15 protein-coding genes are annotated in these 15,411 nt (G+C 66.3%); all 15 read left to right on the forward strand.

Features of this window, described 5'->3' with window-relative positions; genetic code table 11:
* Positions 1–44: 44 nt before the first annotated feature.
* The 15 genes from FG13_RS07225 (at position 45) to FG13_RS07295 (ending at position 15,324) form a co-directional block, all read left to right on the forward strand.
* The gene (locus FG13_RS07225; RefSeq protein ID WP_235211683.1) at positions 45–842 is read left to right on the forward strand and encodes an ABC transporter ATP-binding protein; all 798 of its coding nucleotides are present in this window, start codon (positions 45–47) and stop codon (positions 840–842) included.
* Positions 839–2,356 carry an ExeA family protein gene (locus FG13_RS07230; RefSeq protein WP_235211684.1) on the forward strand — a complete coding sequence of 506 codons (1,518 nt, stop codon included), beginning with the start codon at positions 839–841 and terminating at the stop codon, positions 2,354–2,356. The genes FG13_RS07225 and FG13_RS07230 overlap by 4 nt, the downstream gene beginning before the upstream one ends.
* Before the next feature lie 107 nt (positions 2,357–2,463).
* A complete protein-coding gene (locus tag FG13_RS07235; protein WP_051959577.1) occupies positions 2,464–4,407 on the forward strand; it encodes a type II secretion system protein GspD in 1,944 nt (647 codons plus the stop codon).
* Positions 4,404–5,783 carry a tetratricopeptide repeat protein gene (locus tag FG13_RS28815; protein WP_051958710.1) on the forward strand — a complete coding sequence of 460 codons (1,380 nt, stop codon included), beginning with the start codon at positions 4,404–4,406 and terminating at the stop codon, positions 5,781–5,783. Before FG13_RS07235 ends, FG13_RS28815 begins: the two co-directional genes overlap by 4 nt.
* A 7-nt stretch (positions 5,784–5,790) precedes the next feature.
* Positions 5,791–7,494 (forward strand): GspE/PulE family protein, encoded by a 1,704-nt coding sequence (locus tag FG13_RS07245; protein ID WP_035819692.1) that lies wholly within the window; start codon positions 5,791–5,793, stop codon positions 7,492–7,494.
* Positions 7,494–8,699: a type II secretion system F family protein gene (locus tag FG13_RS07250; protein WP_035819694.1), complete on the forward strand. Its 1,206-nt coding sequence runs from the start codon at positions 7,494–7,496 to the stop codon at positions 8,697–8,699. The genes FG13_RS07245 and FG13_RS07250 overlap by 1 nt, the downstream gene beginning before the upstream one ends.
* 7 nt (positions 8,700–8,706) lie before the next feature.
* A complete protein-coding gene (locus FG13_RS07255) occupies positions 8,707–10,269 on the forward strand; it encodes a hypothetical protein (protein WP_035819696.1) in 1,563 nt (520 codons plus the stop codon).
* On the forward strand, positions 10,266–10,943 hold the full coding sequence (locus FG13_RS07260; RefSeq protein WP_235211685.1) for a hypothetical protein: 678 nt from the start codon (positions 10,266–10,268) through the stop codon (positions 10,941–10,943). Before FG13_RS07255 ends, FG13_RS07260 begins: the two co-directional genes overlap by 4 nt.
* Positions 10,940–11,347, forward strand: a complete 408-nt coding sequence (locus FG13_RS28820; RefSeq protein WP_051958713.1) for a hypothetical protein — start codon at positions 10,940–10,942, stop codon at positions 11,345–11,347. The genes FG13_RS07260 and FG13_RS28820 overlap by 4 nt, the downstream gene beginning before the upstream one ends.
* Positions 11,344–12,066, forward strand: coding sequence for a hypothetical protein (locus FG13_RS07270; protein WP_035819698.1), 723 nt, complete (start codon positions 11,344–11,346; stop codon positions 12,064–12,066). The genes FG13_RS28820 and FG13_RS07270 overlap by 4 nt, the downstream gene beginning before the upstream one ends.
* Positions 12,063–12,773 carry a type II secretion system protein gene (locus FG13_RS07275; RefSeq protein WP_035819700.1) on the forward strand — a complete coding sequence of 237 codons (711 nt, stop codon included), beginning with the start codon at positions 12,063–12,065 and terminating at the stop codon, positions 12,771–12,773. The genes FG13_RS07270 and FG13_RS07275 overlap by 4 nt, the downstream gene beginning before the upstream one ends.
* Positions 12,773–13,546 (forward strand): ABC transporter permease subunit, encoded by a 774-nt coding sequence (locus FG13_RS07280; protein WP_035819702.1) that lies wholly within the window; start codon positions 12,773–12,775, stop codon positions 13,544–13,546. Before FG13_RS07275 ends, FG13_RS07280 begins: the two co-directional genes overlap by 1 nt.
* Positions 13,546–14,271, forward strand: coding sequence for a hypothetical protein (locus tag FG13_RS07285; RefSeq protein ID WP_035819704.1), 726 nt, complete (start codon positions 13,546–13,548; stop codon positions 14,269–14,271). Before FG13_RS07280 ends, FG13_RS07285 begins: the two co-directional genes overlap by 1 nt.
* 87 nt (positions 14,272–14,358) lie before the next feature.
* The gene (locus FG13_RS07290; RefSeq protein WP_035819706.1) at positions 14,359–14,931 is read left to right on the forward strand and encodes a prepilin-type N-terminal cleavage/methylation domain-containing protein; all 573 of its coding nucleotides are present in this window, start codon (positions 14,359–14,361) and stop codon (positions 14,929–14,931) included.
* A 27-nt stretch (positions 14,932–14,958) separates the two neighbouring features.
* On the forward strand, positions 14,959–15,324 hold the full coding sequence (locus FG13_RS07295; protein ID WP_035819709.1) for a NirD/YgiW/YdeI family stress tolerance protein: 366 nt from the start codon (positions 14,959–14,961) through the stop codon (positions 15,322–15,324).
* The last annotated feature ends 87 nt before the right edge of the window (positions 15,325–15,411 follow it).

The following is a 15,411-nucleotide window of genomic DNA, read 5'->3' on the forward strand; positions in this document are numbered from 1 at the left end:
CGTGGCTTGATTTTCGCGCATTTCGACACTCTGCAAGGAAACACTTGCCGCCCGCCAGCACCCATGGCAATAATGGCGGCCGTACCCCGCCTTGCCTGCCGCCCCTTGCCCCTATGAACGCCTGCGCCATCGAGTTCCACAACGTGCATCTGCAACTGGCGGGCAGCGCCGTGCTGCGCGGCGTCGACCTGCAGGTGCGCACGGGAGAACTGTTCGGTCTGGTCGGCGTGAATGGCGCAGGCAAAACATCGCTGCTGAAATGCCTGCTCGACTTTTGCGCGCCCGAGCGGGGAAACATCACCATCTTCGGCCAGCCGCACCGCCACAGCGCGGCGCGCCAGCCCCTGTCGTTTCTGCCGGAACGCTTCCAGGCGCCCCATTACCTGACGGGCGGCGACTTCCTGCGCTACCTGGCGCGCCTGCACGATGCGCGCCCCGATGCACACGCCGTGCGGCAAACCCTGGACGCGCTGGAACTGGCGCCAGACGCCCTGCTGCGACCCGCGCGCGAGTATTCAAAAGGCATGATGCAAAAGCTGGGGCTGGCCGCCTGCTTGCTGTCGGGCAAGCAGCAACTGGTGCTCGATGAACCGATGAGCGGACTCGACCCGAAGGCGCGCGCGCAATTCAAGCAAGTGCTGCGGCAAGCGCGCGCGCAAGGCCGTGGCGCCCTGCTCACCTCGCATGCGCTGGCAGACGTGGAAGAATTGTGCGACCGCATGGCCATCCTGCATGCGGGCCGCATCGTGTTTACAGGCACGCCAGCCGAATGCCGCGCGCGCCATGGCGGCGCCGAAGACGCCAGCCTGGAACAGGCTTTTCTCAATTGCATCGCGACATGAACGCCCCTGTCTCCGCGCCGCACGCCGCCAGCCCCAGCCCCAGCGGCTACGCGCCCGCGCCGCACGGCATGTATCTGCGCCATTTCGGCTTGCGCACGGCGCCGTTCGGCATCACGCCGGACCCGGCCTTCTTTTATCCCGGCAATACACGGGGCGAACTGCTCGATGCGCTGCTGTATGCCGTCACGCAAGGCGAAGGCATCATCAAGCTGACGGGCGAAGTGGGCAGCGGCAAGACCATGCTGTGCCGCATGCTGGCCGAGCGCCTGCCGCCCCATGTTGACGTGCTGTATTTGCTCAATCCCCGCCTGGAGCCGGACGACGTGCTGCACGCCATCGCCGCCGAACTGGGCCTGGAACTGGACGGATACCGCGCCGATGCCGTGCTGCGCGCCCTGCACGGCGAGCTGATCGCCCGGCATGCGGCGGGACGGCAGGTGGTGCTGTTGGCCGAAGAAGCGCAAGCCATGCCGGGCGCCACGCTGGAAGCGCTGCGCCTGCTGACGAATCTGGAAACGGCCAGCCACAAGCTGCTGCAAATCGTCCTGTTTGGCCAGCCGGAATTGCAGCACACGCTGGACTTGCCGCAGTTCCGCCCATTGAAGGAACGCATCACCCACAGTTTCACCGTGCCGCCCCTGCCGCCAGCCTTGCTGGGCGACTATCTGGCCTGCCGCCTGAGCGCCGCCGGCCGCATGGCGCCGCTCGTCTTCACGCCGGCCGCACTGCGCAAGCTGGCGCGCGCCGCGCAAGGCATCGTGCGCAGGGTCAACATTTTGGCCGACAAGGCCTTGCTGGCCGCGTTTGCGGACGATGCACAGGAAATCAGTGCGCGCCACATGCGCCTGGCCATTGCCGACAGCCCCTTTTACCGCGCGCCCTGGCATGCGGGCAAGCTGCTGGCGGGCGCCTTGAGCGCGCTGATGCTGCTGCTGGCCACGGCGCTGCTGTGGCAATGGCTGGCGAACAGCCCGGGCAAGACAGCGGCGACCGCCAGGACGGCCCCGCCGGCAAGCCAGGTATTCCAGGCACCGCAGGCATCGCAGGGACATGCCACCACGCCCGCCGACGCGCACCCAGGCGCGCTGCAGACAGCCGTGGCGCGCGCACCGTTGCCAGCGCCATCCACGCTGCTCGACAGCAAGCTGGCCGAATCGCGCGACTGGCTGGACCGCCAAGGGGCACGGCAACTGGTGCTGCAGATCGCCAGCCTGCCCGCCACCGAGACGGCTGCGGCGGAAACCTTCCTGCAGCAGGCGCAGCAAGCCACAGGCCTGCGCGACCTCCACGTGTTTCGCCTGCCTGGCGGCGCGCCCGCAAAGACGCCGCGCAATACCTCCGCCGCGCGGCTGCTCATCGTCTACGGCAGCTTTGCCGACCAGGCCAGCGCCGAAGCCGTGCGGGCCAGGCTGGTCCCGGCATCGCCACAGAAAATATTGCTGAGCGACATAGATAGTATCCGCACGGAAATGAAAGCCATGATCCCGGTAAAAACGGGGCGTGGCGCCCCCTGACTTTATTTCCGCATATTGCCTCCCGGGCCTGCACAGCCGATTGCTTTTAAGCGATCATGCTGGGTAAAATTACAAAAGCACAACACGACTCCAAGGGCGAACTTTTCATGACTCAACACCCTATTCCTGTGCTGGCCTCCTGGGTCGCCCTCGCCTGCAGCACCATGCTGGCCGGCTGCGCCACGCATCAAACGCCGCTGTCGCCGGCCCACCTCAATGCCGCGCCCGTTCCCGCCGGAGTCATTCCCGAACCGGTGCAGCAAAGCAGCGCGCTGGCCGCGCCCTTGCCGGCGCCCAAAGTGGAAACCTACAGCGTCACCGTGCACAAGGTGCCCGTGCAATCGCTGCTGTTTGCGCTGGCGCGCGACGCGGGCATGAATATCGACATCCACCCGCAGATCGAAGGCAGCGTCACCTTGAATGCGCTGAACCAGACCCTGCCGCAACTGCTGGCGCGTATCGGCAAGCAAGTCGATATGCGCTACGAAATCGAGGGCAAGAACCTGACCGTGCTGCCCGACGCGCCCGTGTGGCGCAATTACAAGGTCGATTACGTCAACATGGCGCGCAGCACCAACAGCAGCGTGAATATCGCCACGCAAATCTCCACGGCGGGCGGCGGGTCGAATAACGCCAGCAACCCCGTGGGCGGGACGCAGGGCAGCGGCGGCAATGGCAATAACAATTCGACTACCCTGGTCGTGAATCGTTCGGAAAATAATTTCTGGTACAGCCTGGAAAAGAATATCCGCGACCTGCTGCGCGAGACCACGCTCAACGACGTGCAGGTGGACCCGCTGGCGCAGCTGAACCAGCAATTGACGAGCATGCCCGGTCAACAAGGACAGCAAGTACAGCAAGTCCAGCCTGGCCAGCAGCAGAATCAGGCCGGCAATCAATACGGCGGCCAGGCGCCGATGCAGACTGGCGGCCAGTATGCGCCAGGCCAGCAGCAGGCGCCCATCCAGAACGCGAATCCCGGCCAGCCGCTCGACGCGAACGGCATGCCGCTGCTGAAACTGGCCAACAAGGGCAGCCCCTCGTCCGTCGTCGTCAACGTGGAAGGCGGCCTGATCGCCGTGCGGGCCACGGGGCGCCAGCATGAAAAGATCGCCGAATTCCTCGACGCCGTGTTGCACAGCGCCAAGCGGCAAGTGCTGATCGAGGCGACCATCCTCGAAGTGCGCCTGAGCAATGAATACCAGCAAGGCATCAACTGGTCGCGCCTGACGGGCAGCCTGCAACTGCGCCAGGGGCAAGTGGGCACGGCGGGCCTGTCCAGCGGAGTCACGCCCGGCGCCACGCCCGGCATCTTCGTGCTCGATTACCTGAAGGATAGTTTCAAAACGACCATACAGCTGCTCGAATCGTTCGGCAAGGTAAAAGTGCTGTCCAGCCCGAAGATCAGCGTGCTGAACAACCAGACGGCCATGCTGAAAGTGGTCGACAACAATGTCTTCTTTACCATCAAGGTGACGCCCGCCGTGATCAGCTCGACAGGCACCATCACCACGCCGGCCACGTATGAATCGAAACTGGAAACGGTGCCCGTCGGCTTCGTCATGAGCGTCACGCCGCAGATTTCCGACAGCGATGAAGTCACCCTCAACGTGCGCCCCACCATCACGCGCATCGTGGGCTACGTGCAAGACCCGAATCCGGCCCTGGCCACGGCCAACGTGCAAAGCCGCGTGCCCGTGATCCAGGCGCGCGAGCTGGAATCGATCATGAAAGTGGGCAATGGCCAGATCGCCGTGATGGGTGGCCTGATGCAGGACTCCATCGACAACGCCCGCGATGGCGTGCCCGGCCTGTCCAGCCTGCCCGTCGTCGGCAATTTGTTTACCTACCGCAATGAGGCAAGCAGCAAGACGGAGCTGGTGATCTTCATGCGCCCCGTCGTCGTCAAGGATGCCAGCGTCGAGGGCGATTACCGCGCTTACCGCTACCTGCTGCCAGGCCAGGCGCCGCTCAACAGCCAGCCCTACACGGATGGTCCGCCGGCGCCGGCCGTCCGGCCGCAGGCGCGCTTGCAGGGAGATTTTCCATGAGCTTGCTGATGCAGGCGCTCAAGAAAGCCGAGCGCGCCAAGCAGAACAGCCTTTCCGACGAGGAACTGGAAAAGCCGTCCGAAGCCTACGACCAGGTCCTGGAACTGGCGCCGGCCGACGCCCTGCCGCCCCCTGCCACGCCTGCCGCGCCATTGGCACCGCCGCCCGCGCCGACTGTCAGCACCTTGCGCCTGGAACCGCTGGCGGACGCGCCCGCGCCACAACCCGAGTCGAGTGGCGCGCAGCCTGGTCCGCCTCCGGAACCGCCACGCGCGCGCCCCGAACCGCCACCCGCCCGGCCACGCGCCAGCCGCAGCAATCCGCCGCCGAAAGGTCCCACCGGCCCCATCAGCGTCGACCCGGCCACCGTGCGCCTGGCCGTGCTGCTGGCGATCCTGCTGCTGGTGGCTGGCTCGATGGCGTACTGGTACTGGCGCGCCAGCACCAGCCCCGGCGCGGGCGCCAGCCTGCCCGGCGTGCCCATGCCGCTGACGGACGCTCCGGGCGCGGCCGGCGTTGCCGGCCCCGTGCTGGTGCTGCCGGCCACGGGTGCCGCGCCGACGGACGCCATGACGCCCGCCGCGCCGCCGCCCGACTATCCGCGCGACGCGCGCCAGCAGACAGCTGCGGCGGACCAGCAGGCGATGATCCAGGCCGCCGTGGCGGCGCAGCTGGCGCAACTGGCCCCGCCTGCGCCACCGAGCCTGCCACCGGTGGCCGCGCCCGACAATAGCCAGATCCAGGTGCAGCGCAGCGTGGCCGCGCCGCAAATCAACCCCGGCGTGCAGCAAGCCTACCAGGCCTTCAACGGGGGCCAGCTGGGCCTGGCTCGTCAGCAATATGAAACGGTGCTGCGGCAGGATGCGAATAACCGCGACGCGCTGCTGGGCCTGGCGGCCGTGGCCCTGCGCGAGCGACAAGGCGCGCAAGCGGCGGCCCTGTACGTGCGTTTGCTGGAAATCAATCCCGACGATGGCGAAGCGCTGGCCGGCCTGATCGGCCTGCGCCAGGGCGACGTGGCGCAGAGCGAAGCAAGGCTGAAAGCCATCCTGGCGCGCAGCCCCGACAGCGCGCCCGTGCTGTTTGCGCTAGGCAATGTGTATGCCAAGCAGCGCCGCTGGAACGAAGCGCAGCAGCAATTTTTCCGCGCCTATGGCGCCGCGCCCGGCAATCCCGACTATGCCTTCAACCTGGCCGTGGGCCTGGACCGGCTGAACCAGCCGCGGCTGGCCGCCACCTATTACCAGCGCGCCTTGACCCTGGCGCAAGCGACGCCCGCCGCCTTCGACCAGGCCGTCGTGCAAACGCGCTTGCGCGAATTGACGGCACCTGCGGCTGCGGCCGAGCCGGTCACCATCACCCCCCGTCAGGAATAAGCATCACATGGCAGAACAGGCAAAACTTCCCCTCGGCAAGCTGCTGATCCAGAAAGGCGTGATCAGCGAAGACCAGCTGCGCATCGCCCTGATCGAGCAGCGGCGCAGCAGCGAGCCGCTGGGCAAGCTCTTGATCACCTTGGGTTTTGTCACGGAAGCGACCGTGCGCGAGGCGCTCAGCGAAAACCTGAAACAGGTCAGCGCCGATCTGTCGAGTCTGGTGGTCGACGCCATTGCATTAAAACTGATCCCGAAGGACGTGGCCAAGCGCTACCGGGTTTTCCCCATCGTCTACGAACGGCAGGCGGACAACCTGATCCTGGCCATGGCCGACACCAGCAACATCGTCGCGCTCGACCAGATCAGCGCCATGCTGGTCAAGGGCATCACGATTTCCACCGTGCTGGTCAACGAGTCGGACATTTCGCGCGCCATCGACCAGTACTATGGCTTTGAACTGTCGATCGACGGCATCCTGCACGAAATCGAAACGGGCGAAGTCAGCTATCAAAGCATGGCCTCGCCATCGGACGAGTACAGCCAGCCCATGGTGCGCCTGATCGATGCGCTGCTGGCCGATGCCGTGCAAAACGGCGCCTCGGACATCCATTTCGAGCCGGAACAGTCGTTCCTGCGCATCCGCTACCGCATCGACGGCATCCTGCGGCAAATCCGCAGCCTGCACAAATCGTACTGGCCAGCCATGGCCGTGCGCCTGAAGGTGATGTCGAACATGAATATCGCCGAGGCGCGCGCGCCGCAGGATGGGCGCATCAGCATCAAGTTTTCCGGGCGGCAAATCGACTTTCGCGCCTCGGCGCAGCCCACCACGCATGGCGAAAACGTCGTGCTGCGCGTGCTGGACCGGCAAAAAGGCATCGTCCCGCTCGATTCGCTGGGCCTGGCCGAAGCGGAACTGAACTTGTTGAAACTGATGATCGCGCGTCCCGACGGCGTGATCCTCGTGACGGGCCCGACGGGCAGCGGCAAGACCACCACCCTGTATTCGATACTCAACCATATCAATACGGAAAGCGTCAACATCATGACGCTGGAGGATCCGGTCGAGTATCCGATGAACATGATACGCCAGACTTCCGTCAACGAATCCGTCAAGCTGGGCTTTGCCGACGGCATCCGCTCGATGATGCGGCAAGACCCGGACATCATTTTAGTGGGCGAGATCCGCGACCGCGAAACGGCGGAAATGGCCTTTGCCGCCGCCATGACGGGCCACCAGGTGTATTCCACCCTGCATACGAGCTCGGCCATCGGGTCCGTGGCGCGCCTGCTCGACATCGGCATCCTGCCCGACATCATGGCCGGCAACATCATCGGCATCGTGGCGCAGCGCCTGGTGCGCCGTTTGTGTCCGCACTGCAAGGAAACGGTGATCGCGGACGCCATCGAACGCCGACTGCTGGGCCTGGCCCCGGACGAAGCGCCCGTGTCCATCTGCCGCGCCGCCGGTTGCGAGCGCTGCGCGCACCAGGGCTACAAGGGCCGCCTGGCCATCATGGAAATCCTCAAGATGACGGCCGAACTCGATGAATTGACGGCACGCCGCGCCAGTAGCCGCGAATTGAAGAACGCGGCGCGCGCGGCCGGCTTCAAGGGCATCGTCGATGACGGCATGCGCCGCGTGATGGAAGGCGTCACCACCCTGGAAGAAGTGGGCCGCGTGGTCGACCTGACGGAAAGGCTGGCCTGATGGCGCAATATGTCTACCGCGCCATGGATGCCGCCGGCGCGCTGATTCCCGGCAGCATGGAGGCGGCCAACGTGCCGGATCTGGAAGCGCGCTTGCACCGCATGCAGCTCGACTTGATCGACTGCAAGATCACGGGGCAGTACCTGGTACTGCTGGGCAAGCGGGTCATCCACCGGCGCGACCTGATCAATTTCTGTTTTCACATGGAGCAATTGACGGGTGCGGGTGTGCCCATCCTGGAAGGCTTGAATGACTTGCGCGAAAGCACGGACCACCCGCGCCTGCGCGAAGTCGTCACGGATCTGATCGAAAGCATCGAGGGCGGCCTGCCCCTGTCGGGCGCGCTGGCGCAGCATGGCGACATCTTCGACGCCACGTTCACCAGCCTGATACTGGCGGGCGAACAGAGCGGCAAAATCGCCGACGTCTTCAAGAATCTGTCCGAAAGTCTGAAATGGCAGGACGAGCTGGCCTCGCAGACGCGCAAGATCGTCATGTACCCCGTCATCGTCGCCATCGTCGTGGCGGCCGTGACGTTTTTCCTGATGATCTATCTGGTCCCCCAGCTGACGGCTTTTATTCGCAACATGGGCGGCGAACTGCCGCTGCACACGCGCGTGCTCATTGCCGTGTCGAATGTGTTCATCGACTACTGGTATCTGCTGCTGGCTTTGCCCGTGCTGCTGTTCTTCGGCCTGCGCGCGCTGATCCGCCGCAGCGAGGCGGCCCGCTATGCCTGGGATGGCTTGAAACTGCGGCTGTGGCTGATCGGCCCCGTGCTGCACAAGATCATCCTGGCCCGCTTCGCCACGTTTTTTGCCCTGATGTATGCCTCCGGCATCACGATACTCGAATGCATCCGCCTGTCCGAAGGCATCGCCGGCAACCAGGTGGTGGCGGCCGGCCTGCGCCGCGCCGCCCAGCTGATCAGCGAAGGCTACGGCGTCACCGCCGCCTTCCAGCACACGGGCATCTTCCCGCCGCTGGTGATCCGCATGCTGAAGGTGGGCGAGGCCACGGGTTCGCTGGACACGGCCTTGCGCAATGTCAGCTACTTTTACAACCGCGAAGTGAAGGAATTGATTGAAAAAGTGCAAGCCATGATCGAGCCGGCCATGACGGTCATCCTGGGCTTGCTGCTGGGCTGGATCATGCTGTCGGTACTGGGGCCGATCTACGACACCATCAGCACAATCAAAACCTGAGGCCGCCGTGTTCCGCAAACAATTACTTTACATCACCAGCGACGCCCTGTGCGCCTACGACTGGGACCATGGCGTGCTGGGCCCGGGCCAGACCTTCGCCGCCAGCGCGGCCGGGCTGGACGGCTTCGCCGCGTGGCTGGAAGACCCGCAGGCGCACCGTCTCGGCGTGCCCGCCTACCTGCTGACGGACTTGATCGAGGAAGATTTCCAGCATCAGCTCGTGCCCCACGTGCGCGGCAAGGCGGGCCGCGCCCTGCTCGAGCGACGCCGCCAGCAGTTGCACCGCGACACGCCCTACCGGGGCAGCACCGTGCTGGGCCGAGAAAGCACGGGCCGCCACGACGACCAGGTGCTGTTTTTCGCCCTGACCAACCCCACCTTGCTGCAGCCGTGGACGGAGGCGCTTGAACACTTGCGCGTGCCCGTGGCCGGCATTTATTCGACCAGCCTGCTCAGTATTGCGCTGGTCAAAAAGCTGTCGCTCGCGCATGAACACTTGCTGCTGGTGACGCAGCAATCGGGCGGCTTGCGGCAAAGTTACTATGAAAAGGGCCAGTTGCGCTTTTCGCGCCAGACGGCCACCATCGCGCTCGACGGCGTGGCCGTGAATATCGCGCTGGAAACGGAAAAGACGCGGCAATTTCTCACCAGCACGCGCATGCTGGCGCGCGGCGACCTGCTCAATACCGTCATCCTGGCGCCAGCCGCGCAGATCGCCAAGCTTGAATTGTTGTGCGACAACGGCGTCGAAGTGGCGTATCACTTCATCGACCTGCAACAGGCCGGCGCACGAGTGGGCTTGCGCCAGACGCCGGCGCTGGCCGATGCATTGCTGCTGACCTTGCTGGGCAAGCATCCGCCGGCCAGCCACTATCCGCCCGGCGCGCTGACCCGCTATTACCACTTCCAGCGCGCGCGCAAGACGCTGTTTGGCGCCAGCGCGCTGATCGGCGCGTCGGCCGCCCTGTGGTGCGTGATCAATCTGCTGGGCGGCATCGCCGATGGTGCCGCCACGCAACGGCTGGCGCAGGAAACGGCGTCCTACCAGGAGCGCTACCGCAGCGTCATGTCGACGCAGCCGCCGGCGCCGGCCAGGACGCAGAACATGAAAGTGGCCGTCACTCTGGGCCAGATGATCGCCAGCCAGGCGCCGGAACCGGGCCGCCTGCTGGGCCTGCTGAGCGCGGCGCTGGACCAGGCGCCGCAAATCCAGCTGGGCCAGCTGCACTGGAACGCGGGACCGCCCCCGGCGCGCACGAGCGGCAGCCAGCAAGCGCCGCAGACGGAAAGCGGTCGCCCGCTGGGCAGCAGCCTGGCCGGCATCCCCGTCGCCCCGCCGCAGGCGCTGCGCCTGGAAGCGGACGTGGCCATGCCGAACAATGACTACCGCGCCGCGCTGGCCGCCATCACGGCGTTTGCGCAAACCCTGGCGCGCCAGCCGGGCATGCAGGTAAGGATAGAGGAAACGCCGCTCGACTTGCGTCCCAGCGTGGCCTTGTCCGGCAAGAGCGCCGCGCCGGCGCCGGACAGCCAGGCCCGCTTTACCCTCTTGCTGGAGTGGCAGCCATGAGCGGCCCCGTCAAGCAGCCGCCCCTGCCCGGCATGCAGCGGACAAGCACGCCTGCGCGCACCCTGCCCGCCTGGCTGGGCGAACTGCGCCTGGTGCGCGGCGCCATGCTGTGCTTTGCGCTGACCTTGCTGGCCGGCGTGGTACTGCTGAGCCTGAGCACCGCCTATCGCACGCGCGAAGCGCAACGGCTGTACCTGGCCCAGCACACGCGCGCGGCGGCGGCCACCCTGTTCAACCACGCGGAAGCGGAAAAGCAGGAAATCCGCGCCTACGAACCGCAATTCCTGGCGCTGCGCCAGCGCGGCCTGATCGGCGAGGAAAACCGCCTGGCCTGGATCGACGCCATCCGCCGCAGCCAGGAACAGCGCAAGCTGCTGCCAATCAGCTATGACATCAGTCCCCAGCAAGGGCTGCAAGTGCCGTTGCCGATGGTGATGGGGCAATATCATTTGCGCGGCAGCCGCATGCGCCTGCAGATGGATTTGCTGCACGAGATGGATTTGCTGAACCTGTTTGACGATTTGCGCCAGGCCGGCTATTTCGCCGTGCAGGAATGCACGCTCAAGCGCCATGGCGCAGCCGGGGCTGGCGGCGCGGCAGCACCCACTTTGGGCGCCGAATGCGAGCTACTGTGGCTGACCGTCAACAGTCTGGCCGTGGCGGGGCCGCCATGAGGTACGCTCTCGTCCTGTGCGCGCTGCTGGCCGGCGCCGCGCCCACTCTCCATGCACAGGCACAGCAGCTGGGGCGCTTGTTCCTGTCGCCCCAGCAGCGCGCCCAGCTCGACACGCAACGCTACGGGCCGCCGCCACCCGATCCGGCCCTGGCGGCGCCACCGCCCCCGCCACCGCCCGCCCCGCCCGTGGAATTGAATGGCGTGGTGGTGCGCAGCAGCGGCCGCTCCACCGTGTGGCTGAACCAGGAAGCGCAGAACGAGCCGCACAACCGCCTTGCCCGTGACAAACCCGGCACCTTGACCCTGCGCCTGTCGAACGGCCAGGTGGTACTGCTGAAACCTGGCCAGCGCTACGATCCGGCCAGCGGCACGGTCACCGAAGTGCAGGAGACCCCGCCATGACGCCACGGAAAGCTCGTCGCCAGCGCGGCGCCGCCCTGCTCCTGCTGGTGGCCGTGCTGGGCCTGGGCGCGGCCAGCCTGCTGATCAGCGCTTTTGGCCGCAACACGGGCGAGGCAGAACGCCAGCAGCGCACCCTGGCCACCCTGGCGCAGGCGCGCGAGGCCTTGCTGGGCTTTGCGGCGGCCAATGGCCGCCTGCCCCGTCCGGCCGCCTCCGCCCTCGACGGGCGCGAACGGGCCGCCGACTGCGCCGACGATGCCGCCTGCAGCGGCTTTTTGCCGTGGGTGGCGCTGGGCGTGGACGGCGTGGATGCCTGGGGCAAGCTGCTGCGCTACAGCGTCACGCCGGAAATGGCGCGCGCCCCCATCGTCTCGTTTTCCGCCATCGCCAACAGGGTCGTGCTTGAACGCGGTTCGCGCGGCGAACTTGCCTTCGTGGCGGGCCAGGCACTGTGCGACGTCAGCGCCCAATGCCTGCCTGTCGTGCTGTTCTCGCAAGGCAAGGAGCATTACGGCACGGCCGCCAGCGGCGTGATGCAGATCAATATGGCACGCGGCAATATCGACGAAGCGGCCAACGACCGCGCCAGCCGCGGCTTCATTGCCCGCCCCGCCACCGGCAATGCCGCGCTGCCAGGCGGCGCCTTTGACGACATGCTGACCTGGATTACCTTGCCCACCCTGTACCAACGCATGCGCGCCGCGCGCAACCTGCCATGAACGCTCGCCATCCGCGCCGCCAGGGCGGCTTTTCCCTGATCGAGATCGCCATCGTGCTCGTCATCGTGGGCCTCATGATCGGCGGCCTGGTCACGCCCTTGACGGTGCAGTTGGAGCAGCGCAAGGTGGCCGAGACGCAACAAGCGCTCAATGAAGCGAAGGAAGCGCTGACCGGCTACGCGTTGCGCTACGGCTACCTGCCCTGTCCCGCCATCTCCTCCATGAGCGGCCTGGAAGACCGGCGCGGCACGCGCTGCACGGGCGAAAAACGCGCCGGCTTCCTGCCCTGGGCCACCCTGGGGCTGCGCCAGGGCGACAGCTGGAACAATCTGCTGCGCTACAGCGTGACGCCGGCCTTCAGCGACAGCGGCCAGCTTTTCAGCCTGTCCACGCCGCGCGACATCAGCATCGTCACGCGCAACGGCGGCGCGCTGCTGCAGGCGACGGCCTTGAACGACATCCCCGCGATGATCATGTCGCACGGCAAGAACGGTTTCGGCGCCACCAGCGCGCAGGGCCAGCGCCAGGCTGTGCCTTTCGGCAACAATGTCGACGAGCGCAACAATGCTTCGAACGCCACCACCGTCATCAGCCGCGCCGCCAGCGGCCCGCAGCAGCCGGGCGGCGAGTTCGACGATATCGTCGCCTGGTTGTCGCCGAACATCCTGTTCAACCGCATGGTGGCCGCGCAAAGGCTGCCCCGCTGATGCCCATGCTCCTGCCCTCGCTCACCATCGCCCGCTACACGCTGCTCGAAGCGCTGCGCAGCCGCCTGCCGTGGCTGTTCCTGCTGGCCGCCTGCGGCGCGGCCGCCCTGGCCGGCTTCCTGCAGCAACTGGCACTGACGGAAAGCGGCGCCGTGCAGGCGGCCCTGCTGGCGGCCACCCTGCGCCTGGCCGGCGTTTTCCTGCTGGCTACCTTCATCATCACCAGCATGGCGCGCGAAGCGGCCGACCGGGGCCTGGAACTGCTGCTGGCGCTGCCCATGCCGCGCGCCGCCTACCTGCTGGGCAAACTGCTGGGCTATGGCACGCTGGCGGCCATACCCGCCGTGCTGTTCGGCCTGTTGATGGCGCCGTTCGCCGCGCCCGCGCAAAGCGCGCTGTGGGCGCTGTCGCTGCTGGGTGAATTGTGGATCGTCGCCGCCTTCAGCCTGCTGTGCGCGGCCAGCCTGCAGCAAGCCCTGCCGGCGCTGGCCGCCACGGGCGGCTTCTACGTACTGGCGCGCATGCTGGGCAGCCTGCAACTGCTGGCGCATGGCCCGCAGGCGGGAGATTCCCTGGCTCAACGGGCCACGGCCGGCGCCATCGATGTGCTGGCCCTGCTGCTGCCCCGCCTGGACGCGTTTACGCGCACGGAATGGCTGCTGTACGCCACCGGCGACTGGCAGGCGCTGCTCAATGTGGCGGCGCAAACCGGCATCTATGTGGCCTTGCTGGCCAGCTGCGCATTGTGCGACTTTTACCGCAGGAACATCTGATGGCCGCGACCAGCCAGCGTCCGTGGACCAGCGTGCCGCGCCCCGTGTGCTGGCTGCTGGCGGCTTGCCTGTTATTGCAGCTGGGCTGGCGTCTGGCGCAGCAGCACGCTCCCGCCCAGGCACGCCCCCTGCCCGCCGCGCCGCCGGCTGGTGTGGCGCGTCTGGCCAGCCTGGGCGAGCCGCTGGCCATGTCGAAAGCCATGCTGCTATACCTGCAATCGTTCGAAGACCAGGCCGGCGTCAGCCTGCCGTGGCGCGAACTCGATTATGACCGCCTGGCCGGCTGGCTGGAGACGGCGCAAACGCTCGATCCGCGCAGCCAATACGCGCTGGTGGCCGCCGGCGAGGTGTATGCCGGCGTGGCCGACCCGCAACGCGCGCGCCGCATGCTCGATTTTGTCGCCGCCAGCTTCGCGGCCGACCCGCGGCGCCGCTGGCCCGCCATGGCGCAGGCCGTGCTGGTGGCAAAGCACCAATTGCACGACTTGCCGCTGGCGCTCGGCTATGCGCGCATGCTGCGGCGGCTGGCGACGGGGCCGCAGGTGCCGCCGTGGGTGCGCGAGATGGAAGCGTTCATCCTGGAAGACATGGACCAGCTCGACGGCGCCCGCCTGGTGATCGGCGGCTTGCTCGCCAGCGGCCAGATCAATGACCCGCACGAACTGGCTTTCCTCGCGCGCCGGCTCGACGAACTGGCCAGGAAGAAAGCACAGGCCACTCCATGAGCCGCCACCTGAAATGCCATGCGCATCGGGCACCAATTGCAGTAAACTGCCATCTCAAGCTGTAGCACTTTTTTCCAAGGAAATCCCATGCCCCCACGCCGCCAGCACGGCTTTACGCTCGTAGAAATCGCCATCGTCCTGGTCATCATCGGCCTGCTGCTCGGTGGCGTGCTCAAGGGGCAAGGCTTGATCGACAGCGCCAAGGTGAAGAACATCATCCAGCAATCGAACGCGCTGACGGCCGCCGTCAACGCCTACCAGGACAAGTTCCGCGCTCTGCCCGGCGACGATCTCCAGGGCACCGTGCACGTGCCCAATTCAGCCGGCAACGGCAATGGCGACGGCCAGATCGGCGACGGCCAGCCGCGCGAATTCACCCTGGCGCCGCAGCACCTGGCGCTGGGCGGTTTTATTACCGGCTCATTCAACGGCACCTCGCAATTCATGACCAGCGCCCAGGGCGGCGCCGTCTACCTGTACAACGATGAAGTGGGCGGCCGGGCCGGCAACGGCATCCGTTTCGATAACTTGCCCGAGAGCTACGCGGAGCAGATCGACAGCAAACTCGACGATGGCGTGGCTGGCACGGGCAGCGTCCGGGCGAACATGCCCTATGGCAATGCCGGTGCTATCATTGCCCGCACCGCCGTCTTTTTCTGAGCCTCCAGTCACTATCAAAGGAATACCATGTCACTGCACCGCACACTCATCGTTTCCCTGGCCGCCGCCTGCGCCTTGCTGGCCGGCAGCGCGCACGCCCAATACGTGGGCCCGACGGCCGGCCCGGCCGCGCCCAGCAATGTGGCCGCCATCCTGAAAAACCCCGTCGACGACCAGGCCGTCGTGCTGCGCGGCCATTTGCTGCGCAAAGTCGGCAACGAGAAATACACCTTCTCCGACGGCACGGCGGAAATCCGCGTGGACATCGACGACAAGGTCTTCATGAATCGCAAGATCGACGCCAAGACCCGCGTGGAAATCCGCGGCGAAGTGGAAAAAGACTTCATGGAAAGCCCGGAAATCGATGTCGACGCGCTGACCGTGGTCCCGTAAGCTGCATTGCCCTCCCGCCGCCACGGCGGGAGGGGCATTCCCCCTCTTCTGTATGCCTTGCGCAACCTTTTTTCCATGCCGGAAACT

It is taken from the genome of Janthinobacterium sp. RA13, from assembly GCF_000745325.1.
Lineage (GTDB): Bacteria > Pseudomonadota > Gammaproteobacteria > Burkholderiales > Burkholderiaceae_D > Janthinobacterium > Janthinobacterium rivuli.